The organism is Mycolicibacterium rutilum (assembly GCF_900108565.1).
Lineage (GTDB): Bacteria > Actinomycetota > Actinomycetes > Mycobacteriales > Mycobacteriaceae > Mycobacterium > Mycobacterium rutilum.
Genome location: NZ_LT629971.1, coordinates 2,023,201 through 2,045,425, shown reverse-complemented (window position 1 = coordinate 2,045,425; position 22,225 = coordinate 2,023,201). Strand labels below are relative to the sequence as shown.

At 67.7% G+C, this 22,225-nt stretch carries 27 protein-coding genes and 1 riboswitch; of the genes, 10 read left to right on the top strand and 17 right to left on the bottom strand.

Annotation, left to right across the window (positions count from 1 at the left end):
* Positions 1-8 precede the first annotated feature (8 nt).
* The 6 genes from BLW81_RS09955 to aztB are packed head-to-tail and all read right to left on the bottom strand — an operon-like array spanning position 9 to position 6,786.
* Positions 9-875, bottom strand: coding sequence for a metal ABC transporter permease (locus tag BLW81_RS09955; protein WP_083407015.1), 867 nt, complete (start codon positions 873-875; stop codon positions 9-11).
* The gene (locus BLW81_RS09950; RefSeq protein WP_083407014.1) at positions 875-1,648 is read right to left on the bottom strand and encodes a metal ABC transporter ATP-binding protein; all 774 of its coding nucleotides are present in this window, start codon (positions 1,646-1,648) and stop codon (positions 875-877) included. The genes BLW81_RS09955 and BLW81_RS09950 overlap by 1 nt, the downstream gene beginning before the upstream one ends.
* Positions 1,635-2,618, bottom strand: a complete 984-nt coding sequence (locus BLW81_RS09945; protein WP_083407013.1) for a metal ABC transporter solute-binding protein, Zn/Mn family — start codon at positions 2,616-2,618, stop codon at positions 1,635-1,637. The genes BLW81_RS09950 and BLW81_RS09945 overlap by 14 nt, the downstream gene beginning before the upstream one ends.
* 51 nt (positions 2,619-2,669) lie before the next feature.
* Entirely contained in the window at positions 2,670-3,842 is a 1,173-nt protein-coding gene (gene aztD / locus BLW81_RS09940; protein ID WP_197680363.1) for a zinc metallochaperone AztD, read from the bottom strand.
* 32 nt (positions 3,843-3,874) lie between these two features.
* Positions 3,875-4,795: a zinc ABC transporter substrate-binding protein AztC gene (gene aztC / locus BLW81_RS09935; RefSeq protein WP_083407011.1), complete on the bottom strand. Its 921-nt coding sequence runs from the start codon at positions 4,793-4,795 to the stop codon at positions 3,875-3,877.
* Entirely contained in the window at positions 4,792-6,786 is a 1,995-nt protein-coding gene (gene aztB, locus BLW81_RS09930) for a zinc ABC transporter permease AztB (RefSeq protein WP_083407010.1), read from the bottom strand. Before aztB ends, aztC begins: the two co-directional genes overlap by 4 nt.
* Positions 6,787-6,836: 50 nt before the next feature.
* Here aztB and aztA point away from each other — a divergent pair, with 50 nt between their 5' ends.
* Genes aztA through BLW81_RS09905 form a run of 5 tightly spaced genes read left to right on the top strand, consistent with a single transcriptional unit; the run spans position 6,837 to position 10,738 of the window.
* Positions 6,837-7,529, top strand: a complete 693-nt coding sequence (gene aztA, locus BLW81_RS09925; RefSeq protein ID WP_083407009.1) for a zinc ABC transporter ATP-binding protein AztA — start codon at positions 6,837-6,839, stop codon at positions 7,527-7,529.
* Between the two features lie 49 nt (positions 7,530-7,578).
* Positions 7,579-8,256 carry a 5,6-dimethylbenzimidazole synthase gene (gene bluB, locus BLW81_RS09920; RefSeq protein ID WP_083407008.1) on the top strand — a complete coding sequence of 226 codons (678 nt, stop codon included), beginning with the start codon at positions 7,579-7,581 and terminating at the stop codon, positions 8,254-8,256.
* Positions 8,253-9,008 carry a LamB/YcsF family protein gene (locus BLW81_RS09915; protein WP_083407007.1) on the top strand — a complete coding sequence of 252 codons (756 nt, stop codon included), beginning with the start codon at positions 8,253-8,255 and terminating at the stop codon, positions 9,006-9,008. The genes bluB and BLW81_RS09915 overlap by 4 nt, the downstream gene beginning before the upstream one ends.
* Positions 9,009-9,068: 60 nt before the next feature.
* On the top strand, positions 9,069-10,010 hold the full coding sequence (locus tag BLW81_RS09910; protein ID WP_083410440.1) for a permease: 942 nt from the start codon (positions 9,069-9,071) through the stop codon (positions 10,008-10,010).
* Entirely contained in the window at positions 10,007-10,738 is a 732-nt protein-coding gene (locus BLW81_RS09905) for a TIGR03943 family putative permease subunit (protein ID WP_083407006.1), read from the top strand. Before BLW81_RS09910 ends, BLW81_RS09905 begins: the two co-directional genes overlap by 4 nt.
* A gap of 108 nt (positions 10,739-10,846) precedes the next feature.
* On the opposite strand, the gene BLW81_RS09900 is transcribed toward BLW81_RS09905, so the two are convergent.
* The 5 genes from BLW81_RS09900 to BLW81_RS09880 form a co-directional block, all read right to left on the bottom strand.
* Positions 10,847-11,509: a (2Fe-2S)-binding protein gene (locus BLW81_RS09900; protein ID WP_083407005.1), complete on the bottom strand. Its 663-nt coding sequence runs from the start codon at positions 11,507-11,509 to the stop codon at positions 10,847-10,849.
* Positions 11,506-12,288 carry an ABC transporter ATP-binding protein gene (locus tag BLW81_RS09895; protein ID WP_083407004.1) on the bottom strand — a complete coding sequence of 261 codons (783 nt, stop codon included), beginning with the start codon at positions 12,286-12,288 and terminating at the stop codon, positions 11,506-11,508. Before BLW81_RS09895 ends, BLW81_RS09900 begins: the two co-directional genes overlap by 4 nt.
* On the bottom strand, positions 12,285-13,265 hold the full coding sequence (locus tag BLW81_RS09890; RefSeq protein ID WP_083410438.1) for a FecCD family ABC transporter permease: 981 nt from the start codon (positions 13,263-13,265) through the stop codon (positions 12,285-12,287). Before BLW81_RS09890 ends, BLW81_RS09895 begins: the two co-directional genes overlap by 4 nt.
* A 68-nt stretch (positions 13,266-13,333) precedes the next feature.
* Positions 13,334-14,275, bottom strand: a complete 942-nt coding sequence (locus BLW81_RS09885) for an ABC transporter substrate-binding protein (RefSeq protein ID WP_083410439.1) — start codon at positions 14,273-14,275, stop codon at positions 13,334-13,336.
* A gap of 80 nt (positions 14,276-14,355) precedes the next feature.
* Positions 14,356-14,436: riboswitch (cobalamin riboswitch) on the bottom strand.
* 81 nt (positions 14,437-14,517) lie between these two features.
* Positions 14,518-14,802: a WhiB family transcriptional regulator gene (locus tag BLW81_RS09880; RefSeq protein ID WP_083407003.1), complete on the bottom strand. Its 285-nt coding sequence runs from the start codon at positions 14,800-14,802 to the stop codon at positions 14,518-14,520.
* 72 nt (positions 14,803-14,874) lie between these two features.
* On the opposite strand from BLW81_RS09880, the gene BLW81_RS09875 reads away from it, so the two are divergent.
* Positions 14,875-15,222 (top strand): ANTAR domain-containing protein, encoded by a 348-nt coding sequence (locus BLW81_RS09875; protein WP_083410437.1) that lies wholly within the window; start codon positions 14,875-14,877, stop codon positions 15,220-15,222.
* On the opposite strand, the gene rpsR is transcribed toward BLW81_RS09875, so the two are convergent.
* Genes rpsR through rpmB form a run of 4 tightly spaced genes read right to left on the bottom strand, consistent with a single transcriptional unit; the run spans position 15,173 to position 16,132 of the window.
* Entirely contained in the window at positions 15,173-15,427 is a 255-nt protein-coding gene (rpsR, locus tag BLW81_RS09870; RefSeq protein ID WP_083410436.1) for a 30S ribosomal protein S18, read from the bottom strand. The genes BLW81_RS09875 and rpsR overlap by 50 nt on opposite strands.
* 5 nt (positions 15,428-15,432) lie before the next feature.
* Positions 15,433-15,732 (bottom strand): 30S ribosomal protein S14, encoded by a 300-nt coding sequence (gene rpsN / locus BLW81_RS09865; protein ID WP_083407002.1) that lies wholly within the window; start codon positions 15,730-15,732, stop codon positions 15,433-15,435.
* Entirely contained in the window at positions 15,732-15,896 is a 165-nt protein-coding gene (gene rpmG / locus BLW81_RS09860; RefSeq protein ID WP_083407001.1) for a 50S ribosomal protein L33, read from the bottom strand. The genes rpsN and rpmG overlap by 1 nt, the downstream gene beginning before the upstream one ends.
* Positions 15,896-16,132 (bottom strand): 50S ribosomal protein L28, encoded by a 237-nt coding sequence (gene rpmB, locus BLW81_RS09855; RefSeq protein ID WP_083407000.1) that lies wholly within the window; start codon positions 16,130-16,132, stop codon positions 15,896-15,898. Before rpmB ends, rpmG begins: the two co-directional genes overlap by 1 nt.
* A gap of 61 nt (positions 16,133-16,193) precedes the next feature.
* On the opposite strand from rpmB, the gene mrf reads away from it, so the two are divergent.
* From mrf to BLW81_RS09835, 4 genes are read left to right on the top strand one after another with little or no spacing between them, the layout of a single operon-like run.
* Positions 16,194-17,375 carry a ribosome hibernation factor-recruiting GTPase MRF gene (gene mrf, locus BLW81_RS09850; RefSeq protein ID WP_157897645.1) on the top strand — a complete coding sequence of 394 codons (1,182 nt, stop codon included), beginning with the start codon at positions 16,194-16,196 and terminating at the stop codon, positions 17,373-17,375.
* On the top strand, positions 17,372-17,623 hold the full coding sequence (locus tag BLW81_RS09845; protein WP_083406999.1) for a type B 50S ribosomal protein L31: 252 nt from the start codon (positions 17,372-17,374) through the stop codon (positions 17,621-17,623). Before mrf ends, BLW81_RS09845 begins: the two co-directional genes overlap by 4 nt.
* Positions 17,624-17,632: 9 nt before the next feature.
* A complete protein-coding gene (locus tag BLW81_RS09840) occupies positions 17,633-18,553 on the top strand; it encodes an MBL fold metallo-hydrolase (RefSeq protein WP_083406998.1) in 921 nt (306 codons plus the stop codon).
* Positions 18,544-19,782, top strand: a complete 1,239-nt coding sequence (locus tag BLW81_RS09835; RefSeq protein WP_173839597.1) for an SLC13 family permease — start codon at positions 18,544-18,546, stop codon at positions 19,780-19,782. The genes BLW81_RS09840 and BLW81_RS09835 overlap by 10 nt, the downstream gene beginning before the upstream one ends.
* A 77-nt stretch (positions 19,783-19,859) precedes the next feature.
* Here the strand turns inward: BLW81_RS09835 and rlmB are convergent, their stop codons facing one another.
* Together rlmB and cysS are read right to left on the bottom strand one after the other, a co-directional pair.
* The gene (rlmB, locus tag BLW81_RS09830) at positions 19,860-20,807 is read right to left on the bottom strand and encodes a 23S rRNA (guanosine(2251)-2'-O)-methyltransferase RlmB (protein WP_083406997.1); all 948 of its coding nucleotides are present in this window, start codon (positions 20,805-20,807) and stop codon (positions 19,860-19,862) included.
* Positions 20,808-22,217 carry a cysteine--tRNA ligase gene (cysS, locus tag BLW81_RS09825; protein WP_083406996.1) on the bottom strand — a complete coding sequence of 470 codons (1,410 nt, stop codon included), beginning with the start codon at positions 22,215-22,217 and terminating at the stop codon, positions 20,808-20,810. It lies immediately after the preceding gene.
* Between the last annotated feature and the right edge of the window lie 8 nt (positions 22,218-22,225).

Sequence of the window (22,225 nt, the reverse complement as noted above, 5' to 3'; positions counted from 1 at the left end):
CGCGGCCCTCAGGTGATGAGCACCTGATCGGCGGTTTGCCGCAGCCCGCGCTCGGCCGCCCACACCACCGCCCAGATGCTGCACGCGACGGTGACGATCACGAAACTGGGCGGCGCGTTGAACATCGCCGACAGGCTCAGCCCCGCCCACACCGACGCCAGGCTGAAACCCGTCGACAACGCGATCGCGGTCGACGGTCGCGGGGTCAGCATGATCGCGGCCGCGGCGGGCGTGACGACGAGCGCGAACAACAGCAGCGTGCCGACGGCCTGCACGGCCATGGTGACCGCCAGCCCCAGCAGCGCCATGAACGCCACCGACAGGGCCCGCACCGGAACTCCCTTGGCGTCGGCCACCTGGGCGTTGACCGAGCTGAACAGCAGCGGCCGGTAGATGAACCCGACCGACAGCGCCAGCACGATCAGCAGAACCGCGAACATCACGATCTGCTGGTGCGAGATCGCCAGCAGGTTGCCGAACAGCACGTTGGTCATCGTGCTCGAGCTCCTGGTGGCCAGGGAGTTGAAGAACAGGCCGAGACCGGTGGCCATGGCCAGGACCGTGCCGGTGGCGACCTCCCGGTCGGCCGCGCGGCGTCCCAGCGCGCCGATCACCAGCGCCCCGCCGATGCAGAACACGCCGAGCCCGAGTGCCACCGGCACGCCGACCAGCACGGCGCCGGTCGCGCCCGGCAGCCCGATGTGGGCCAGCGCGTGCGCGGCGAACGCGGTGTTGCGCACGATGACGAAGTAGCCGATGAGACCTGCTGCCAGCGCGACGATGGTGCCGCCGATCAGGGCGTTGCGCATGAAGACCGATGTGAGGATGTCGAACCAGTTCTCCTGATAGCCCAGCGCGACGACGGAGGTGGTCATCACGCCCTCCGCATGTACAGCTCGCCCTGCGGCGTGTGCACGACCTCCACGCGGGTGCCGTACAGGTGGCTCAGCAGCTCCTCGTCGACGACGCCGTCGAGCGTGTCGAAGTGCGCGTGACCGTCGAGCAGGTAGATGGCACTTGTCAGTACGCCCAGCAGCGGGTTGAGGTCGTGTGCGACGACGAAGATCGTCACCCCGAACTCGGTGTTGATCCGCTCGAGCATGGCCACGATCTCCCGTTGGCTGCGCAGATCGAGGGCGGCGAGCGGTTCGTCGAGCACCAGCAGCTGCGGCTTGGAGACCAGCGCCTCGGCGAGCGCGACCCGCTGCCGCTGACCGCCGGACAATTGCGAGAGCCGTTTGCAGGCCACAGCGGTGGCGTCGACCGCGGCCAGCGCCTCGTCGACGCGCCGGTTGTCCTCGCGGCTCGGGCGGCCGAACCCCCACCGGTGACCGGTCAGCCCGAGCATGACGGCGTCGCGGGCGCGGATCGCCTCGCCGGAGATCGCGGCGTAGTTCTGCGGCACGTAGCCGATCGCCTTGTTCAGCGCTCCCGGCGGCTGCCCGAAGACCTTGACGTGACCGGAGGCCGGCGGGATGAGCCCGAGCATGATCTGCAGCAGGGTGGTCTTGCCCGCCCCATTCGACCCGATGACGGCGACGATGCCGCCCGGTGGGACCTCGAACGTCGCCTCCGACCAGATCAGGCGGCCGCCGCGGGCGGCGCTGACGTCGTCGAAGGCCAGCGCCGCGGTGTCAGGTTCGGACACCGAGCGCCTCGGCGAGTGCGGTCAACTGGTCCACCTGCCAGGTGACGAACGAGTCGGTGCCGGGCGGCACGGTTTCGGTGACCTCGACCACCGGCACCCCGGCTTGCTCGGCAGCAGCCCGGATCTGTTGCGGCACAGAGCCTTCGGTTTGAACGTTGTAGATCAGCACGTCGACACCGCGGTCGCCGAGCAGCCGGATGAACGCGTCGAGATCGGCGGGCGAGGGCTCGGACTCGTTGGCCGAGGCGACCTGGTATCCCGGCGGGGTGCGGTTGGTCAGCCCGAGTGCCGCGGCCATGTCGTCGAAGACGGTTTCGGTGGCCGCGTAGGTCTTCTGGGCTGCGCCCGCGCGGATGGATTCGATGAGGTCATCGTACGGCTCGAGGGCCGTGGTCAGCGCGCTGCGGCGCTCGTCGAAGTAGCCCGCCGCGTCCGGCGCCAGCGTGCGCAGCCGGTCGCGCACGGCGTCGGCGACGGCCCTCACCGCGGCGGGGTCGTACCAGGCGTGGGGATTGGTCCCGTGGTCATGGTCTCCGTGGTCGTGGTCCCCGTGTTCTTCGGTGCCATGCTCTTCGGTGCCATGTGCTTCGGTGCCCAGTGCTTCGACGACCGGGGCGTCCGGTGCGGTGCTGGCCGCCAGCTTGGCCGCCCACTCGTCGTAGTGGCCGCCGTTGATCACGACCAGCTGGGCGCCCTGGAACTCCGCCGCGTCCGCCGGGGTCGGCTCGTAGTCGTGCGGATCGACCGCGGAGCTGGCGAGCACGGTGGTGACGTGCGCGCAGTCGCCCCCGAGCTGGGAGACCAGGTCACCCCACTGGTCGACGCTGACGACGACGTCCACCGGCGGCACCGGGCACGCGCCCTGCGGTGCGGCCCGCTCGGCGTCGCCCGAACACGCGGCGAGACCGAGCGGGACCGCGAGCACGGCGCAGGCGGCGAGGGCGCGGGCGGTTCCGGACTGCTGCAGCATGGCGATAACGATAACCGTTTTCACCTATGTCTCGCACATCGTCCGCCTGCGTCAGTGCTCGTGCCCGACCGAACCGCTGATCTCGTTGGGCGTCTGCTCCAAGGTGACCGACTTGGTCACCTCGACGGCGTCGATGTCGACGATGTGCACCTCGTTGCTCGCCGGTTCGGTCACATACACATCGTGGTCGCGGGCGAACACCGCCGGCCGTGGCTGCTGCCAGTCGTCCGGCTCGGTCCATTTTTCCGTGACCGCGATCGTCTTCACCGTCGCGCCGGTATCCGGGTTGATCACGTAGAGGTTCCCGTCGGTGCCCAGGATCAGCGCCTCGGCGTGCGGCCCCCGGGCCAGCGAGCGCCACGAGTAGCTCACCGAGGCGGGTAACCGGCCGATAGTCAGTTGGTTGGTCTCGGCGTTGATCAACGAGAATTGTTCTGTCCGTTCCACTTCAGCCTCCGAGTCGACCTTGAAGTCGCCCAGGCCGACGGTGGAGTCGGGATGGGCCTTGATCGTGCCGACGCGGCCGTAGTCACCCGGGCTCGCGATTTTGCGGAACCCGCCGCCGCTGAACGCCAGTACCCCGTTCTCGCAGCCGAACAGCGCGGTCTCCCCGGCGACCACTGCTTCGCCGTGGATGCCGGGGCACTCTGCACTCCTTGCGATCTCTTTACCACCGGCATCGAAAGCCGCTGCGCCCGTGCGGGTCTCCTCGTTACCCTCGCTACGGACCTGCGTCCCGTCACTGAGCACGACAGCGACACCGTGATGGGGTTCCGGCGTCTTCGCAGTCTGCACTTCCGGCGGGCCGTCGGCCAACTGGTGCGGGTCGAAGACGGTGATCTCACCGCTGCCGTCGGCGAAGAGCACGGTGTTCTCCCCATGAGCAACGACATGTCCGGGCTCGTCGGCGGTGAATACGGTATCGGTCAATCGGCCGCCCGCTGCGTCGAGAACCTGGAAGCCGTCGCGGGTCGACACCAGCACGTGTTCGGTGTCTCCCGCCGGATTCACCCGCAGGAAACCGTCTTTCGAGATGTCGGCCTTGACCTCGAGAGTTTCCCCGTCGATCACCAGCACACCGCCGTCATACGTCGTGACGACAGGTTCGCTGACGTTGATCTCTGCCGGTGCGCCTTGACCCTCGGGCTGGTCCCCACTACCGCCGCAGCCGGCCATCGCCACCGCCAGCACCGCTGATGCCGCGACGCATCTCCTCGTGTACATGATCCTCCTCATCGATTGCTCTGCTGCTGGGTTCAGGGCGATGTCAATCCGGCGACGATCGCGTCGGTGTTGGCCCGCATCATGTCCAGGTAGGTCGCCGCGGGCGTTCCGGGCTCGTCCAGCGACTCGCTGTACAGGGACACCACGTCCACGTCCACTCCGGCGTCTTCGGCGAGCACGCGGGCCAGTCGGTCCGGATGGGAGGAGTCGACGAAGATCGCCGGCACCCCCGCATCCCGAACCGCCCCGGCGAGCGAGTCGAGATCCGATGAACTGGGCGAGGCCAGCGTCGTGCCGCTCGGCACGACCGCACCGATCACCGTGAAGCCGTACCGGGCGGCCAGGTAGCCGAGGACATGGTGGTTCGTCACCAATTTGCGTCGCTCGGCGGGGATGGTCTCGAACTGATTCGCCATCGAGTCCGCCAATGTGCTCAGCTCCGCCCGGAACCGCGACGCATTCGCCTCGAGCCGGCCGCCGTCCGCATCCGGGACGTACTTGCGCACAGCCTCGACGATCGCGTCCACCGCGGCGAGCATGCGGTGCGGATCCGTCCAGAAATGGGGATCGCGACGCCCTTCGGCGTCGCCCGACGCATACGGGATCGGATCGACGTGCTCGGCCACCGCAAACGTCGGCACGCCGCTCTCGGCAGCTGAATCGACATGGCGCTGTAGAGATTCCTCCAACCCGAGACCGTTGTAGACCACGAGATCGGCGGTCACCATGGCTGCCGCCTCCTGCGCCGAGACCCCGAAGGAGTGCGGATCGGAGTTGGGTTTCATCAGCACCGTGACCTCTGCGGTGTCGCCGACGACGTTTCGCACGACGTCGCCGAGGATGTTCGTCGTCACGACGATGTGGTGATCGCCTGTCTGGTCTTCACCCCCGCCGGTGCACGCCGTCAGTAACGCGATAAGCGCCAGCGAGACGAGGCGCGTCAACTGCTTCATCGGCCTGCCGCCACCATCAGTGCCGGCTTCGCATCGACGGTGAAAGTGCGCGCGATTCTCAGCTGGTCGCCGTAGTCGATCTCGTAGATCTCGCGATCCCGGGCGTTGTTGATGTAGGCGCGCTCGCGGTCGACCACGATCGCGGGCAACGGTCCGTCGGCCGGCACGCCGTCGGCGAGAACGCTGACGTTGGACGTTTCTGCACCCGAAGCGATGTCGATCGCGTGTAGGACACCGTCCCGGGTGAGTGTCAGCACCTCCCCGTCATCCCCGACGTTGACCGCGACGGCGTTGACCGCTGGCACCCTGGACCAGGTTCGCCGCCCGCTGTCCAACACCCAGACCTCGTCGCCGGCGATCGCGGCAAGCACGTCGTGTCGGGCGCGGTGCTGCAGCTGGCCGAACGCCGCCGCGGGTTTGCCGGCTGGGAACGGGATGGGTGTCACGGTTGGTTCTTGTCCGCTGACAGAGACGCGCACCGCGCCGTTCGCACAGCCGAAGATCACAGATCTGCTGAGCACGACCGGTGTGGTCGCCGCCGGGCATTCACCCGCCACCGGCCGCACCGAACCGTTGTCGTCGATGGCCTGCAGTTGACCGGTCTCGGTGACGACGAGCAGGCCGTCGCGTCGCGGCGCGACCTGCGCCACATCGTGACGGACACCGAAGTCGGCCTCTGATTCCCGGATCTCGTGCTCCGCCAGACGATTCCGGTCCCATACCCGAATCCCGCCATCACCAGCGCGAACAGCGGCCGCCTGCTGGTTGGCCGTGACGGAGTTCGCCCGCAACGCGACGGTACCCACGAGCGCCGGCGAAGCCACGTAGTAGTGGCTGTGGTCCCCATGGTCGAACGTCCAGGAGCCGGAATCGACGATGGTAAGTTCATCAGGACCGTGCAGATAGCCGAATCTGCCGTCACTGCTGAGCTTTCGGACCGGACCGAACCGGCCGACGCCCGTTTCCACCTCGTCGAGCACATCGAAGACGGACGACTCACCCGTATCGACGTCGGCCACCACCAACCGTGTCACCGGTTCCGCCGATTCGTCGGCACCGGCAGGCGGGGCCTCGGGGTCACCGGACGGAAGCGGTGTGGTGACCGCCCGATCGCCACCTCCGCCGCACCCGACGACCAACGCCGCCGCCCCGACAACGGCGCCCACCTTGGCGGCATGGCGACGTAGCGTCGAAGCCGCCAGCGAAAGGAAGAACATCCCTACCGCGACGGCTGCGATCGTCGCCCCGCCCGCGGTCGCCGCATGCCACGAGATCACCAGGCCGAGGCCCACCGCCGTCGCGCCGATCGTCGCGGCGGCGGTCATGATCTGCGGAATGGTGTTGGCCCACAGTGCGGCCGCCGCCGGTGGCGCGATCAGGAGACCGAAGACCAACAACGTGCCGACAACCCGGAACGACGCAACGATCGCGACCGCGATCAGCACGGTGAGTACCGCGGCAGCCAGCTGTGGACGGAGCCCCAGAGTGACGGCCTTGCGCGTATCGAAAGTGGCCGCAACGAAGGCACGCCTGCCCACTATCGCTGCGGCGGCCGTCAGCACCAGGGCCGCGCCGAGGAAGGCGAAGTCGGCCGACCGCACCGCCAGCACGTCTCCGAAGAGAAAACCGGTCAGGTCGACGGCATAACTCTGCGAGTGCGACACGATGATCACGCCGGTGGCCAACATCCCGACCAACAACAGACCGATGCTGGTGTCCGCTGACAGCCGGGATCGTCCACTGACAGCGGACACCCCGTAGGCCATCACCAGTGCCGCAGCCATCGCACCGATGAAGATGTTGCCGCCCATCAGCGAGGCCAATGCGACGCCGGGCAACACACCGTGCGACATGGCATCGCCGAGGAACGCCGATCCGCGCAACACGACCCAGGTGCCGACGATCGCGCTCAGGCAGGCGACGATCACCCCGGCGATCAGCGCGCGCAGCACGACGTCGGAGTCGAACGGGTCGGTCAGCCAGTGAAGCACCCTAGACTCTTATCATTAATGAAAATCATTTTCAATTGATAGGCGGATGTATGAACGACGCGATACACGTCGACGGAGTAGGGTTCGGCTACAACGAGACCCGCGTACTCGACGGGTTGACCCTGCACATACCGGGCGGCGCGACAACGGCCGTCGTCGGCGCCAATGGGTCCGGAAAGTCGACATTGCTGGGCCTGCTCGCCGGCACGCTGTTCCCCCAGCAGGGTTCCATCGATGCGCCGAGGGCAGACGGAGTGGCGTTCGCGGTCCAACACAGTCAGGTCAGCGATGCCTTGCCCATCACCGTCGCGGAAACCGTGATGATGGGCCGATGGCGTGCGCTCGGGCTGTGGCGGCGTCCGTCCCGGGAGGACCGCGCGATCGTCGACTACTGGATCACCGAACTGGGCCTCGATGATCTTCGCCGACGCAGACTCGGCACCCTGTCCGGCGGACAGCGGCAGCGCACTCTCCTGGCGCAGGCTTTCGCCCAGGAGTCGCCGGTCGTGTTGCTCGACGAACCCACGGTCGGTCTGGACGCGGACTCCCGGGACCGGGTGGCACGCCAGATAGTTCGGCTCGCGGCCTCGGGGAGGACCATTGTCGCCGCCACCCACGATGTCGGGTTGGCGGGGCGGTTCGACTTCTGCGTGCTGTTGGGTGCCGGCAGCGTGCTGGCCACCGGCAGCCCGGAGGCGATATTCACCGAACCGAATCTGGCGGCGGCGTTGAGCCTGGGTTGAGCGGCGTGCTCGTGTTGACCCGGATGCCGCTGGCCTTAGGCTCACCGGCGTGAGCGAGCATGCGTTCAGCGCACCGGAGCGCCGCGCGGTCTACCGCGTCATCGCCGAGCGACGCGACATGCGGCGCTTCGTGCCGAACTCGGAGATACCCGAAGACGTGCTCGCCAGATTGCTGCAGGCAGCCCACGCGGCACCCAGCGTGGGACTGATGCAACCGTGGCGATTCATTCGGATCACCAACGCCGATGTACGACAACGAATCCATCGCATAGTGGACGAGGAACGGTTTCGCATAGCAGAGGCACTAGGCCCGCGCGGAGACGAGTTCCTCCAACTCAAAGTCGAAGGGATCCTCGAGTGCGCCGAGTTGTTCGTCGTAGCGCTTGCCGACAACAGGGCGACACACGTGTTCGGCCGGCGAACCCTTCCCCAGATGGATCTCGCGTCCGTCTCATGCGCGTTGCAGAATCTATGGCTTGCAGCGCGGGCTGAGGGGCTCGGGATGGGTTGGGTCTCGATCTTCGATCCGCGTGCGCTCGCCGACACGCTCGGGATGCCCGCCGACGCCGAGCCCGTTGCGATCATCTGCCTCGGTCCGGTACCCGCGTTCCCGGACCGACCTGCGCTCGAGATAGACCGGTGGACGGTCGGACGGCCACTCGACGAATTCGTCTGGGAGAACTCTTGGCACCGCAGCAAGCCAGCAGGCCTAAGCTCGGGTGAATGACGATCGACCTCAACGCCGACCTGGGCGAAGGCTTCGGGGTGTGGCGCCTCGGTGACGACGACGCCATGCTTGACATAGTCACCAGCGCCAACGTGGCATGCGGGTTTCATGCCGGCGACCCGGCGCTGCTGTTGCGGACATGCAGAGCGGCCGTCGAGCGCGGCGTGCACATCGGCGCCCAGGTGAGCTATCGGGATCTCGCCGGGTTCGGCCGTCGTTACATTGATGTGCCGCCCGAGGAACTCAAGGCCGATGTCATCTACCAGATCGGCGCCCTCCAGGCCCTCGCCTCGGCCGCCGGGGCGTCCGTCGATTACGTGAAACCGCATGGCGCCTTGTACAACTCGGCTGTAACCTCCAGCGATCAGGCACGTGCCGTCGCCGAGGCGGTGCATGCCGTCGATCCGAACCTGCCCGTCCTGGGAGTTGCCGGTTCGGCCTTGTTCAGGGAAGCCGAGCAGCTCGGGATACATACCGTGCCCGAGGCATTCGCCGACCGGTCGTATCGTCCCGACGGGCAGCTGGTGTCCCGGCGGGAGCGCAATGCCGTGTTACACGACACCGACGAGATCGCCGAACGGGTCGCGTCGATGGTCCGCGCCGGCCGGGTCGACGCGGTCGACGGGACAACCATTCCGATCACCGTCGAATCGGTCTGTGTACACGGGGATTCGCCGGGCGCCGTACAGATCGCAACCGCTGTACGTGACCGACTGGTCGCCGAGGGCGTGGAACTCAAGGCCTTCGTCTAGCAGCGTTCGACGGCAGCAACACTCGTGGTCCTGATGCAGGCGCGTCGGCGGGTTGGCTCGATGCAGGTGCTCGTGATCGGCACAGTCATGCTCGCGGTCTTCGGCGGCGCGTTGCGCGGATTCGTAGTCGACACACCAGATGTCGCGACGGCCGCGACCGTGTTCTGTGGCATCTTCGTCCAAGCAATCCCATTCCTGGCGCTGGGCGTGGTGATCAGCGGACTGGTCGCGACGTTCGTGACCGCAGATCGGTTGGCACGTTGGTTGCCACGCAGACCGGCGGCCGCGATCCTCACCGCCGGCGTCAGCGGCGCCGCGCTGCCCGGCTGTGAATGCGGTTCGGTGCCGGTGGCGCGTCGCCTGTTCGGCGAAGGCGCTGTCGGTGCTGCGGCGTTGACGTTCATGCTGGCCGCACCGGCGATCAATCCGGTCGTGCTGGTGGCGACCGCGGTCGCGTTTCCGGGCCAACCACAAATGGTCGCAGCACGGTGCGTCGCGTCATTGTTGACGGCACTGATCATGGGCGCCCTGTGGTCGCGGTTTGGCCGTGGTGAGTGGATCACTCGACGCCTACCCAAACTGCATCACGGCGAGGGCTCGCGGTGGACCGTGTTCACCGAAGCAGCCCGGCACGATTTCCTCCAGGCCGCTTCGTATCTGGTGATCGGGGCCGCCGCGGCCGCGGTGTTGCACGTAGTCGTTCCACAGTGGATGTACGAGCATCTCGCGGGCCAGGTGCTACTCGGCATCCTGACCATGGCCCTGCTGGCTGTGGTGCTGTCGCTGTGCTCAGAGGCCGACGCGTTCGTGGCCGCGAGCCTGACGATGCTGCCGCTTCTTCCTCGGTTGGTCTTCCTCGTCGTCGGACCGGCGGTGGATCTGAAACTGTGCGCAATGCAAGCGGGCCTGTTCGGCCGCGGCTTCGCGCTCCGGTTCGCGCCGACCACATTCGCGGTGGCGACGCTGGTCGCCACCGGGGTCGGCATGTTGGTGCTGCGATGAGCCGCGAAACCGAGAACGCCATCCTGCTCCTGGTCGGCATCAGTACAGCGATGATCGCCGTCACCGGCGCCTACACCCGGTACGTCAAGCCGTCCCTGCTGCCGTGGCTGGTCGCATCGGCGGCGCTGCTGGTCGTGCTGGCGCTGGTGGCGATCGTCCGCGACATCAGGGACCGCTCATCCGAGGCCCATTACGACGGACACGAGCATGAGCACGACCACCGCCATCGGCCCGGCGTCGCCTGGTTGCTCGCCGTGCCGATCGCCTTGTTGGCCTTCGTCGTTCCCCCGCCCATCAGCCCGCAGGCCGCGGGCCCGTCGGTCGCCGAGATCTCACCCCAGGTGCTGCGCCGTGCGTTTCCGCCACTTCCCGACGAGCGTGCACCGACATTGTCGCTGCCCGAGATCTTGGTGCGGGTGGCGCAGGACTCCGCGAACACGCTCGACGACAGGCTCGTCACCGTCACCGGATTCACCTTGAAGCAGAATGGCCGCACCGATCTGGCCCGGGTCGTCATCATGTGTTGTGCGGCCGACGCGCGACTGGCCCGGATCCGGTTGAGCGGTCCGGCGGCGCTCCAGATTGCGGCTTACCCGGAGGACACCTGGGTCCGTGTCGAAGGGAAAATTCCTGCTGGACAGAGTGATCCGAGCGGCCGCACTGTCCCGATTTTCAACGCGGTGAGCCAGTCGCGTACCGACCCGCCCCCCAACCCGTATGCGTACTGATCGCCGCTGGTTCAGCCAACTCGACCGAACGAGGCTGAGATCTGCCCGCAAACGCAGGAGCCGACGGGACAGTCACCGCCCACACGTTCGGTCCGGCGAACTGACTGCTCAGCGCTTGACCAGTCCGCAGTCAGCACACTTCGAACCGTCGGCAATGCGGTAGTACAGACAACAACTGCGACGACGAAATGCCAGGTTGCCCTTCACCGTTCCGGTATCGGCGAGCTTGCCGGTCTGCAGCAGTGCCCGGGCCACTCGGGTCGCGTGGTCGCGCAGATCCGGCCGCATGCCGTACAGCGAATGTGTCGCCGCCACCATGGCCGAGGCCGCGTTCCCGTACAGCAGTCCGGGTGCGAGCTTGACCCCGAGACCATCCGCGAACGGCTCCAGGTTCCGCTGCACCGCCGCCTCGTACAGCGCTTGGACGAGCTGTTGTTCACTGTCCACGCGTACCCCGGTGGGCGCCGGCAACAGCAGGTCAGCGGATCCGTCGGCGCGATGCAGACCGATGAAGTCCGGCACGATGCCGTGGCTGACCGCGCAGGCGATCGCGGGCGACCACAGCCGAGATGCGAGGCTGAACTGCACCAACGACGCTGCCGCCCGCCGGTCGGTCGTGCCGCTGCGCTGCGCGGTGGCCTCGACCAGATCGGCGAATCCGTCCGTATAACAGCGGGTGATTGGCTGCCAGCCGGCGGTTCGCCCACCGACCGCAATGGCGAAAAAGCCTCCGAGGCGCGCGATATCGGACAGTTCGGCGCTGATCCTCATCGGACCGCGACTCTCGGTAGAACGTCGACTCGCGGCCGTTCTGTGTCGGGGTCAACCCCGACGCGGGCGGCGACACCGTACACCTCGGCCAACATCTCGACGGTCAGCACGTCGGTCGGCGAGCCGATCGAGACGACGCGACCGCGGTCCAGGACGCAGATCCGGTCGCAATAGGCCGCTGCGAGATTCAGATCATGTAGAGCTGCGATGACGGTGACGCCGGTCGCCCGCAACAGGTGCAGTGCCTCGTGCTGATGGCGCAGGTCGAGATGGTTGGTCGGCTCGTCCAACACGATCACGTCGGTCCGCTGGGCAAGCGCGCGAGCGATCATCGCGCGTTGTCGCTGGCCACCGGAGAGCCGGGTGAACGGCTCGTCGGCCAATGCGCCGAGATCCACGGCGGCGAGCGTCTCGCCGATGATCCGGTGATCGTCGGCGTTGTCGCCGTCGAAGGGACGCTTGAAGGGCGTTCGTCCCATCGCAACGACGTCGGACACCGTGAGCTCGAAATCACCGGTGGCGTCCTGCAACACGGCCGCCAGCCGGCGCGCCACCTGCTTGCCGGACATGCGCCAGACGTCGTCGCCGCCGATCGTCACGTGCCCCGACGTCGGCCTCTGGACCCGATAAAGTGTACGCAGCAGCGTGGTCTTGCCTGCTCCGTTGGGGCCCACCACCGCGACCCGCTCGCCCGCGCCGATACGGACCGAAACGTTGTGCAGCAACGTCTTTCGACCCACGTTCACCGTGACGTCGTCGATGAGGACCTCGGCGCTCACGACGGAGCCTCACGTCGCATCAACCACAGGAAGAACGGGCCTCCGACCAGTGCGGTGAGGATGCCGACCGGCAGCTCCTCGGGTGCGGCGATGGTGCGCGCCACCACATCGCAGGCGATGAGGAACGACGCCCCCAGCAATGCGGCCGCCGGCAGGGCGCGCCGATGATCGGCACCAAGGAGCATCCGTACGATGTGGGGGATGATCAGGCCGACGAAGCCGATCGACCCGCTGACCGCGACCATGGCACCGACCATCAACGCGACGACCACGAAGATCCCGGCCCGGAACCGGTGCACGTCCAGACCGAGCGCCGTCGCGGATTCCTCCCCGGTGTAGAGCAGGTTCAGCGATCGCGTCACGGCCAGCAGTGCCGCGGTTCCGGCTGCCACGATGGCACCGGGCAGCCACACCATCGACCACGTCGTACCGCCCAGGCCGCCGAGCATCCAGCGCACCGCCGACTGCGCCTTGTGCGGGTCATCGGAGGTGACGATCAACAGGCTTGCCGCCGCCGAAAGCACCTCCGCCACCGCGACGCCGGCGAGAATCAACCGCACCGTGGTCATCCGACCGCCTGCCCGGGCGAGCAGGTAGACGGCGACCAGCGCGGTCAACGCCCCCGCGAATGCCGCCAGCGGCAACACGAACAGGCCGAGCCCGAACCCGGTCACCAACACCAGCACCGCGCCGACCGACGCGCCCGAGGACACGCCCAGCAGCATGGGGTCGGCCAACGGGTTGCGTACCACCGCCTGTAACGCCATACCGCAGGCCGCCAACCCTGCACCGACCACGGCTGCCAACACCACCCTCGGCAGCCGCGCATCGAGCACAATCGCTTCCCGCACCGGTGACCACGAGGCGCCCATCGGCACCGGGCTGATTCGGTGGGCAAGGATGTCCCACACCTCGGCGGCCGGAATCGCGACCGACCCCGCGGTGACACCCATCGTCATGCTGCTCAGCAGGAGCATCGCCAGCACGGTCAGCACCGCGCCGTAGCGGACACGGCGATACAGGGGTTGCGCGGCGAGGGTGGGCGTCACCGGAACTGCTCTGGATGTAGTTGCCGGGCAAGCTCATCGACCGCACGACCGACCCGGACCCCGGCGGTGATCGAGGACAGCGGCAACACGGCGAAACGTTCGTGACGTATCGCCGGCACTTGCTGCAACATCGGATGCTGCCGCAGGAACCGCTTCTTGTGCTCGAGCGGCTGATCACCGTAGTCGTAGATCACGATGACGTCCGGGGCCCGTTCGGCGAACTGCTCGAACGAAACGTCGGCCCACACCTTCGGCACGTCGGCGAACAGGTTCACCGCGCCCGACGCCTCGATGATCTGATCACCGATGCCGTGGCCGCCCGAGGTGTACACCGTGGTATCACCGCTGTCGTAGACCGCCACGGTGACCGGAGCTGCGTCAGCCACCGCGGCGCGGGCCGCCTCGAACGTGTGACGCTGCTGCTCGACCACCCGTTCCGCGCGCTGGCCAATGCCGAAAATCCGGCCCAGCGTACGAATTTCGTCGTCGGCAGTCGCCATGGTGACGGGGCCATCGGCGCAATCCTCCGCGTTGAGGTGGGTGGCGATCCCCGCATCGGCGAGCCGTCGCCGATCACGCCCCTCTTTCTCGTCGAACGCGCTCATCCAACCGCCATACACGAAGTCCGGCTCGCTGTTCAGCAGTACTTCATAGGACGGGTACTCTTCGGCCAGCACCGGCACCGACTCGTATGCGGCCCGGTGCTCGGGCAGGATCTGGTCATCGAGGAACGCGGTGCCGACCATGGAGTCCTGAAGGTCGAGGGCAAGCATCGTCTCTATCGCGTGCTGATTCAGCGCCACCGCCCGTGCAGGCGGGCGGTCGTAGGTGGTGGTGACGCCGCAATTCGTCACAGTCACGGGGAAACCATGGGGTGCACCGCTGCCCGGGACGCCAGGCGGCGCGGGCGAACCGCACCCGGCCAGCAGCGCTGTCATCACCGCCACGAGAAAGTGCCTACGCACCGACCATCCTCTCCGGGGAGATCCGCCCCAGTTCGTGAGGAGGCGACGATGAGGAGTGTCTGGCTCTCGGGCCGCATCGCATCGACCGCCCGATCACAGTGGCGGGACCGCGCCGGATTCACACCGGCTTCCTCGGTTCGCCGTCGCCTATCGGGAAATGATCTTGCCACAGATGTCCACGGTCATGTTGAGCGCCTTCTTGAGCAGTCGGCGCGTCAGCTTGCGATCCTTCTCCGCTCAGCCGGCGTCGTCGCCCCCCAGATCCCCCATGGCTCAAGCGATGCCAAGGCGTAACGCAGACACTCGCCATGCACCACGCAGGATCGGCAGACCTTCTTCGCGGCCTCTTCTCGCGCTGTCCGGTCAGAGCCTCGGACACTGTCGAAGGCGAAGAAGATCTCGGTCGGCAAACCCCGACACCGGGCGCGCAGTTGCCAGTCCACATTCTCGGCCCGGATGGGCCGCGAGGGACGGTCACGCTCGACCTGGGGAATGTCCATCGGTCCTCCTATTGAAAGTCATTTTCATCTACGAGCCGTCACGGTACAGTGGTCGGCAGCGAGTTGTCGAAAATGATTTTCAATAAGTTCGATACCGTCGGGAGGCACCTTCATGAACCATGCCGCCACTTTCCGTCGGAATCGCGCAGGGTGATCGACGTCGCCGTCGGCATCATCGTCGGCCTTCGCGGGTGTTCAGAGAACGACGCGTTCAATGAGATCGCACAAGAGGTACACCGAACCGGCGTGCCCCTGGGCCGGGTCGCCGCTGCTCTCGTGGCAATTGCCTCGACGAGCGATCGAGAGTCGGCGAGCACCGTTGGCGATCAACGCCTTTGGATAGATCTTCTACCTCTTTTGCCCGGACCCGTCAGCGGGCGGGGCCGAACGGCAGCAGCGCCATCTCACGCGCGTTCTTGATCGCGATCGCGACCTGTCGCTGCTGCTGCGGGGTCAGTTCCGTCACCCGCCGGGACCGGATCTTGCCGCGCTCTGAGATGAACGTCCGGAGCAGGTGCACATCTTTGTAGTCGATGCGATCCACTCCGGCAGCCTTGAGAGGGTTGCGCTTGGGCCGCTTGACCTCTGGCGCCGGTGATCGCCGCGCGGCCTTCTTCTTCGCCATCTTGCTCACCAACTCGCCTTCGTCACTCCGGGTAGCTCACCGCGATGCGCGAGCTCACGTAGCCGCACCCGCGACAGCCCGAACTTGCGGAGGTGCCCACGCGGTCGACCGTCGACCACGTCGCGGTTGCGCAACCGTACCGGGCTGGCGTCACGCGGAAGCTTCTGCAGCGCTGCGACCGCGGCAGCACGTTCTTCGGGTGTCCCCCGGCGGACGGCATCCTTGAGTTCGGCCCGGCGCTCCGCGTAGTGCGCCACGATGAGCCGGCGCTGTTCGTTCTTGGCGATCTTGGACTTCTTGGCCATCAGCGCTCCTCGCGGAAATCGACGTGCTTCCGGATGATCGGGTCGTATTTGCGCAGCACCAACCGGTCCGGGTCAGTGCGCCCGTTCTTGCGTGTGACATAGGTGTAGCCGGTACCGGCTGTAGAGCGGAGCTTGACGATCAGTCGAATGTCGGTACGGGCCATCAGATCTTCTGCCCTTGCTTGCGAAGTCGCGCCACCACGGCCTCGATCCCGTCACGGTCGATGACCTTGATGCCTTTCGCACTCACCCGCAGTCTTACCCGGCGCCCCTCGGACGGCAGATAGTAGGTCTTCGTCTGGATGTTCGGGTTCCAGCGCCGACGGGTGCGCCGATGCGAATGCGACACCTTGTTACCGAACCCGGGTGATCGACCGGTCACTTGACAGTGAGCAGACATGGTCCTCCTTTCGCACGTACGCTAACGTTAATGAAAACCATTTTCAACTGAAGGAGGTCGTGTGCGCACTCCAGTGGTGCTGGTCTGCGGTCAGGGCGATACCGGTGAGGTCGCGGCGGTACTGTCTCGCGCGACCGGCACGGTGGTCGTGCGTCATGTCTACGACGGCCAGGTCGTGGTACGCAGCGTGACGACGTCGAACGGGACATCGGAATGGCCGCTCGAACTCGTCAGGGGATGTGTCACCTGTACCGTCCGGAACGACCTGCTGGTGTTGTTGCGTCGGCTTCATCGCCGCGGCGACGTTGATCGCATTGTGGTGCAACTGATGCCGTGGCTCGAACCGGAGCCGGTCTGCTGGGCGATCGAAAACGTCCGGGTTCGCGTAGGGCCCGGCTACGTCGACGGACCCGCAGCGCGCGACGTTCGAATCGGGGCCGTGGTGACCTGTATCGATTCGAACGTCTGGCTCGATGAGGCGATCGGCGACGACGACCTCGACGACGGCCGGACGGTCGCACAGGTGGTCGTCGGCCAGGCCGAGTTCGCCGACGCGCTCGTCCTGACACGGCCGCATGCTCAGACACTCAAGGTGCTGCGCAGACTCGCCCCCCGGGCACGTCTGACCGTCGGGGTCGAACGGATCGAGATGGCGCTGGCCAATCTCGAACCGGACTGCCGCCGGGGACGCAGCCACAGCCCTCACGATCCGTTGCTGGCCGGGCAACCGCCGCTCGACGCCGACGGTGACGTCGGGTTGTTGCTGTTCTCCGCACGCAGGCCGTTTCATCCGCAGCGACTCCATGATGCGCTGGATGTGCTGCTCGACGGTGTGGTGCGAACCCGGGGACGGATGTGGCTGGCCAGCCGGTTCGACGATGTCATGTGGCTCGAATCAGCGGGTGGCGGAATGCGTTTCGAGTACGCAGGACGTTGGTTGGCCGCTTTGAGCCCCAGCGAACTCGCCTACGCCGATCCGCAACGCTGCGCGCTGGCCGCCGCCGACTGGGACGATCGGCTCGGCGACCGTCACGTGTCGATCGCCGTGCTGGTGTGCGGGGCGGAGCCCGAGGACATCGTCGACGCACTGCGAGGTGCGCTGCTGACCGATGAGGAGTGGTCGAACCCGCACGACTGGCCGAGTTACCCGGACCCCTTCGGCGACTGGCACGAGGACCCGTGCGGCGACATGGCCGAGCAGATCGGCGAGTTCAGCACACAGCAGGAAGGTGAGGACCGATGAGAAAGGGAATCCATCCCGACTACCACCCGGTGGTGTTCAAGGACGCCACCACCGGCGATGCGTTCCTGACCAGGTCGACGATCACCAGTGACCGCACCATCGAGTGGGAAGACGGTCAGCTCTATCCACTGGTGGTCGTCGACGTCAGCGCTGCGTCCCATCCGTTCTGGACCGGGTCGCGTCGCCACATCGACTCGGCCGGTCAGGTGGAGAAGTTCCGGCGGCGGTTCGGGACGCGCCACACCTAGAGTTGGCGCATGCGCCTCAAGTTGGGCCGGCCCGACCTGGCCGAGTACGCGGGCCGCTTCGACGCACCGCAAGCCACCGCGGATTCCCCGCTGACGGTGACCTGGGCCGGTGTCACCACCCTGCTCATCGACGACGGTGAGTCGGCGCTGATGACCGACGGGTTCTTCTCCCGACCGAACCTGGCCGCGGTGGGACTGCGGCGGCTCGCGCCGTCGCCACCGCGCATCGACGGCTGCCTGGCCCGGCTGCGTGTCGACCGGCTGGCGGCGGTACTTCCGGTGCACACGCACTACGACCACGCGCTCGACAGCGCAGTGGTGGCCGAGCGGACCGGCGCCACACTGGTCGGCGGCGAGTCGGCAGCCCAGGTAGGTCGCGGGCACCGGCTGCCCGCGGACCGCATCGTCGTCGCGACGCCCGGCGCGGCGATCGGACTCGGCCACTACGACGTCACGCTGATCGTGGGCAACCACTGCCCGCCGGACCGTTTCCCGGGCACCATCGACCGACCGGTGGTGCCGCCGGTCAAGGCGTCGGCCTACCGGTGCGGTGAGGCCTGGTCGACGCTCGTGCACCACCGGCCGTCGGGCCGGCGGCTGCTCATCGTCGGCAGCGCCGGCTTCCTTCCCGGCGCGCTGGCCGGCCACTCGGCGGACGTGGTGTACCTGGGCGTCGGCCAACTCGGGCTGCAGCCCGAGAGTTATCTCCTCGACTACTGGAGCGAAACCGTCCGCACCGTAGGCGCCCGCCGTGTGGTGCTGATCCACTGGGACGACTTCTTCCGCCCGCTGCACGAACCGTTGCGCGCGCTGCCCTACGCGGCCGACGATCTCGACGCCTCGATGCGGGTGCTGTCGCGGTTGGCCGACGCCGACGGCGTGGCCATGCACCTGCCCGTGCTCTGGCAACGCGACGATCCGTGGCGCTGACGCTGGCGCTGGCCGCACTGGCGGTCGTCCTGGTGTTCGCCGTCGTGCGCCCGCACCGCTGGCCCGAGGCCGTCGTCGCGGTGCCCGCGGCCGCGCTGCTGATCGGCCTCGACGTCATCTCGGTCGACGAGGCGCTCGCCGAAGTACAGCGATTGTTGCCCGTGGTCGGCTTCCTGGCCGCGGTGCTGGTGCTCGCCCGGCTGTGCGCCGACGAAGGCGTGTTCCGGGCGGCGGGCGCGGTGATGGCCCGCACCGCCGGGAGCAGTCAAAACAGGTTACTGGCAATGGTTTTCGTGATCGCGGCGGCCACGACGGCGATCCTCAGCCTGGACGCGACCGTCGTGCTGCTCACGCCGGTGGTGCTGGCGATGGCCCGGCTGCTGCAGGTGCCCGCCGCACCGCACGCCTACGCGACGGCACATCTGGCCAACAGCGCGTCGCTGCTGTTTCCGGTGTCGAACTTAACCAACCTGCTGGCGTTCGCGACCGCAGGCATCTCGTTCCTGCATTTCACCGCGCTCATGTCGCTGCCGTGGCTGGCCGCGATAGCAGTCGAATTCGTGGTGCTGCGTTGGGTTTTCCGTCGCGAGCTGGCCACGCCGCCGGTGGTCGAGTCGCACGCGGAGATCCATCTGCCGGTGTTCGCCCTGGCGGTGCTGGGCGCGACGTTGGCCGGGTTCGTCGTGACATCGATGCTCGGCTTCTCGCCCGCGTGGGCGGCGCTCGGCGGCGTGATCGTGCTCGGCACACAGTCTTTGGTCCGGCGCCGCAGCACGCCCAGCCACCTGCTCAGCGCCGCCGACGTGCCGTTCCTGGTCTTCGTGCTGTGCCTCGGCGTGGTGGTCGACGCGGTCATGGTCAACGGCCTCGGCGACGCCATGCAGGGCGTGCTGCCCGACGGTACATCGCTACCCGCGCTGCTCGGCATCGCCGCGGTGGCGGCGGTGCTCTCGAATCTGGTCAACAACCTGCCCGCCGTGCTGGTGCTGCTGCCGCTGGTCGCCGCCTCCGGGCCGGCCGCCGTACTGGCCGTGCTGATCGGCGTGAACATCGGCCCCAACCTGACCTATGTCGGGTCACTGGCCAACCTGCTGTGGCGCGGCGTCGTGCGGCGCGACCTCACCGCGGGGCCCGTCGAGTTCAGCCGTATCGGGCTGTGCACGGTGCCCGCCACGCTGGTGCTGTCGGTGGTGGGATTGTGGGCAGGAGTTCAGCTCTTCGGCGGGTAGCCAATTCCTGCCGAGCAGACGCAAATTGACCGAAAACCGCCGGAAACTGGACACTTTGCGGCTGCTCGCCAAAAAACTCAGCGGCCGCGGCGCTGGCGGGCGATCTCGGCGAGCACCACGCCCGCGGCCACCGACGCGTTCAGCGACTCGGTGGGCCCGGCCATCGGGATCGACACCACGGCGTCGCACGTCTCGCGGACCAGCCGCGACAACCCCTTGCCCTCCGAACCGACCACGACCACCATCGGCCCGGAACCGTCGAGTTCGTCGACGGTGGTGTCGCCGTCGGCGTCCAACCCGACGATCTGCAGGCCCGCGTCGGCCCAGCCCTTCAGCGCCCGGGTCAGATTCGGCGCCCTCGCGACACGCAGCCGGGCGGCGGCGCCGGCGCTGGTGCGCCACGCGACGGCGGTGACCGACGCCGAGCGCCGCTGCGGGATCAGCACACCGTGGCCGCCGAACGCGGCGACCGACCGCACGATCGCGCCGAGATTGCGCGGGTCGGAGATGTTGTCCAGCGCGACCAGCAGGGCCGGCGAACCGTCGGCCGCCGCGGTCGAGAGCAGGTCGTTGGGGTGCGCGTACGCGTACGGCGGAATCTGCAGCGCCACACCCTGATGCAAACCGTTGGTGGCGATGCGATCCAGGTCGTGGCGCTGCACCTCCAGGATGGAGATGCCCGCGTCGGCGGCGAGCTGCACGGATTCGGTCAGCCGCTCGTCGGCCTCGGCGCCGAGCACCACGTACAGCGCGGTGGCGGGCACTCCGGCGCGCAGACACTCCAGCACCGGGTTGCGGCCCAGCACGATCTCGGTGTCGTCGGTCTTCTTACCGCTCTGACGTCGCGCCTGGGCCTGCGCCTTGGCGGCGCGCTTGGCCGCCGGGTGGTTGGGCCGCTGATGCGCCGGCGGCGTCGCGCCGCGGCCTTCCAGACCACGCCTGCGTACACCGCCCGACCCGACCGTCGGCCCCTTCTTCGTGCCCGGTTTGCGGACGGCGCCGCGGCGCTTCGAATTCCCGGCCATCTACTTCGTGTACCCATCGACGAGCGTCCACTGCGGCCCGTCGGCGGTGTCGGTGACCTCGATCCCGGCGGCCTTGAGGCGATCGCGGATCGCGTCGGCCTCGGCCCAGTCGCGCTGGGCCCTGGCCTCTTCGCGCCGCTTGACCTCCGCCTGCACCAGCACGTCGACCGCGGCCAGCGCCGCCGACGTCTCGTCCTTGGACTCCCACCGCTCGTCGAGGGGGTCGGCGCCGAGGATGCCCATCATCGCGCGGATCGACCGTGCCTGGGTCAACGCCGTTTCGTGGTCGCCGGCGTCCAGCGCGCGGTTGCCTTCCGCGCGGGCGGCGTGCACCTCGGCCAGCGCGATCGGCACCGACAGGTCGTCGTCGAGCGCGGCCGCGAATTTCTCGGTCCACTCGCCGGGCTCGACCGCGCCGACCCGGTTGCGCACGCGGTGCAGGAAGTCCTCGATCCCGGAGTACGCCTTGGCCGCGTCCGCCAGCGCCGTCTCGGAGAACTCCAGCATGGAGCGGTAGTGCGCGCTGCCCAGGTAGTAGCGCAGTTCGGCGGCTCGAACCCGTTGCAGCACAGCGGGAATCGCCAACACGTTGCCGAGCGACTTGCTCATCTTCTCGCCGCCCATCGTCACCCAGCCGTTGTGCAGCCAGTACCGGGCGAACCGATCACCCGCGGCTTCCGCCTGGGCGATCTCGTTCTCGTGGTGCGGGAAGATGAGATCCATTCCGCCGGCGTGGATGTCGAATTCGGAGCCCAGGTAGCTCTCGCACATCGCGACGCATTCGGTGTGCCAGCCCGGCCTGCCCCGGCCCCACGGCGTCGGCCAGGATGGCTCGCCTGGTTTGGCGCCCTTCCACAGCGTGAAGTCGCGCTGATCCCGTTTACCGGTCGCGACGCCTTCGCCCTGATGCACGTCGTCGATCCTGTGGCCCGACAGCTTGCCGTAGCCAGGTTCGGGCAGCAGGCTTTGCACGTCGAAGTACACGTCGCCGTCGCCGGCGTACGCATGGCCGCGCTCGATCAGCCGCTCGATCAGCTCGATCATCTGGGTGATGTGACCGGTGGCGCGGGGTTCGGCCGACGGCGGCAGCACCCCCAGCGCGTCGTAGGCGGCCGAGAACGCACGCTCGTAGGTCGCCGCCCACTCCCACCAGGGCCGGCCCGCGTCGGCGGCCTTGTTGAGGATCTTGTCGTCGATGTCGGTGACGTTGCGGATGAACGCGACGTCGAAACCCTTGGCCAACAGCCAGCGCCGCAGCACGTCGAACGCGACACCGCTGCGCACATGGCCGATGTGGGGCAGGCCCTGCACGGTCGCGCCGCACAGGTAGATGGAAACGTGGCCGGGGCGCACCGGCACGAAGTCACGGACAGCGCCCGCCATCGTGTCGTACAGCCGCAGGTCACTCACGGGCGGCC

Excerpts from the sequence above, each read along its gene's own strand:
- BLW81_RS09840 (WP_083406998.1), top strand. The coding sequence starts at position 17,633 with ATGCGCCTCAAGTTGGGCCGGCCCGACCTGGCCGAGTACGCGGGCCGC.
- rpmB (WP_083407000.1), bottom strand. The coding sequence starts at position 16,132 with ATGTCTGCTCACTGTCAAGTGACCGGTCGATCACCCGGGTTCGGTAAC.
- BLW81_RS09945 (WP_083407013.1), bottom strand. The coding sequence starts at position 2,618 with ATGCTGCAGCAGTCCGGAACCGCCCGCGCCCTCGCCGCCTGCGCCGTG.
- aztC (WP_083407011.1), bottom strand. The coding sequence starts at position 4,795 with ATGAAGCAGTTGACGCGCCTCGTCTCGCTGGCGCTTATCGCGTTACTG.
- aztD (WP_197680363.1), bottom strand. The coding sequence starts at position 3,842 with ATGTACACGAGGAGATGCGTCGCGGCATCAGCGGTGCTGGCGGTGGCG.
- rpsR (WP_083410436.1), bottom strand. The coding sequence starts at position 15,427 with ATGGCGAAGAAGAAGGCCGCGCGGCGATCACCGGCGCCAGAGGTCAAG.
- BLW81_RS09880 (WP_083407003.1), bottom strand. The coding sequence starts at position 14,802 with ATGGACATTCCCCAGGTCGAGCGTGACCGTCCCTCGCGGCCCATCCGG.
- rpsN (WP_083407002.1), bottom strand. The coding sequence starts at position 15,732 with ATGGCCAAGAAGTCCAAGATCGCCAAGAACGAACAGCGCCGGCTCATC.
- rpmG (WP_083407001.1), bottom strand. The coding sequence starts at position 15,896 with ATGGCCCGTACCGACATTCGACTGATCGTCAAGCTCCGCTCTACAGCC.
- BLW81_RS09875 (WP_083410437.1), top strand. The coding sequence starts at position 14,875 with ATGATTTTCAATAAGTTCGATACCGTCGGGAGGCACCTTCATGAACCA.
- BLW81_RS09910 (WP_083410440.1), top strand. The coding sequence starts at position 9,069 with ATGCAGGTGCTCGTGATCGGCACAGTCATGCTCGCGGTCTTCGGCGGC.
- BLW81_RS09905 (WP_083407006.1), top strand. The coding sequence starts at position 10,007 with ATGAGCCGCGAAACCGAGAACGCCATCCTGCTCCTGGTCGGCATCAGT.
- BLW81_RS09915 (WP_083407007.1), top strand. The coding sequence starts at position 8,253 with ATGACGATCGACCTCAACGCCGACCTGGGCGAAGGCTTCGGGGTGTGG.
- BLW81_RS09885 (WP_083410439.1), bottom strand. The coding sequence starts at position 14,275 with ATGACAGCGCTGCTGGCCGGGTGCGGTTCGCCCGCGCCGCCTGGCGTC.
- rlmB (WP_083406997.1), bottom strand. The coding sequence starts at position 20,807 with ATGGCCGGGAATTCGAAGCGCCGCGGCGCCGTCCGCAAACCGGGCACG.
- BLW81_RS09900 (WP_083407005.1), bottom strand. The coding sequence starts at position 11,509 with ATGAGGATCAGCGCCGAACTGTCCGATATCGCGCGCCTCGGAGGCTTT.
- BLW81_RS09890 (WP_083410438.1), bottom strand. The coding sequence starts at position 13,265 with ATGCTCCTGCTGAGCAGCATGACGATGGGTGTCACCGCGGGGTCGGTC.
- BLW81_RS09955 (WP_083407015.1), bottom strand. The coding sequence starts at position 875 with ATGACCACCTCCGTCGTCGCGCTGGGCTATCAGGAGAACTGGTTCGAC.
- BLW81_RS09845 (WP_083406999.1), top strand. The coding sequence starts at position 17,372 with ATGAGAAAGGGAATCCATCCCGACTACCACCCGGTGGTGTTCAAGGAC.
- aztA (WP_083407009.1), top strand. The coding sequence starts at position 6,837 with ATGAACGACGCGATACACGTCGACGGAGTAGGGTTCGGCTACAACGAG.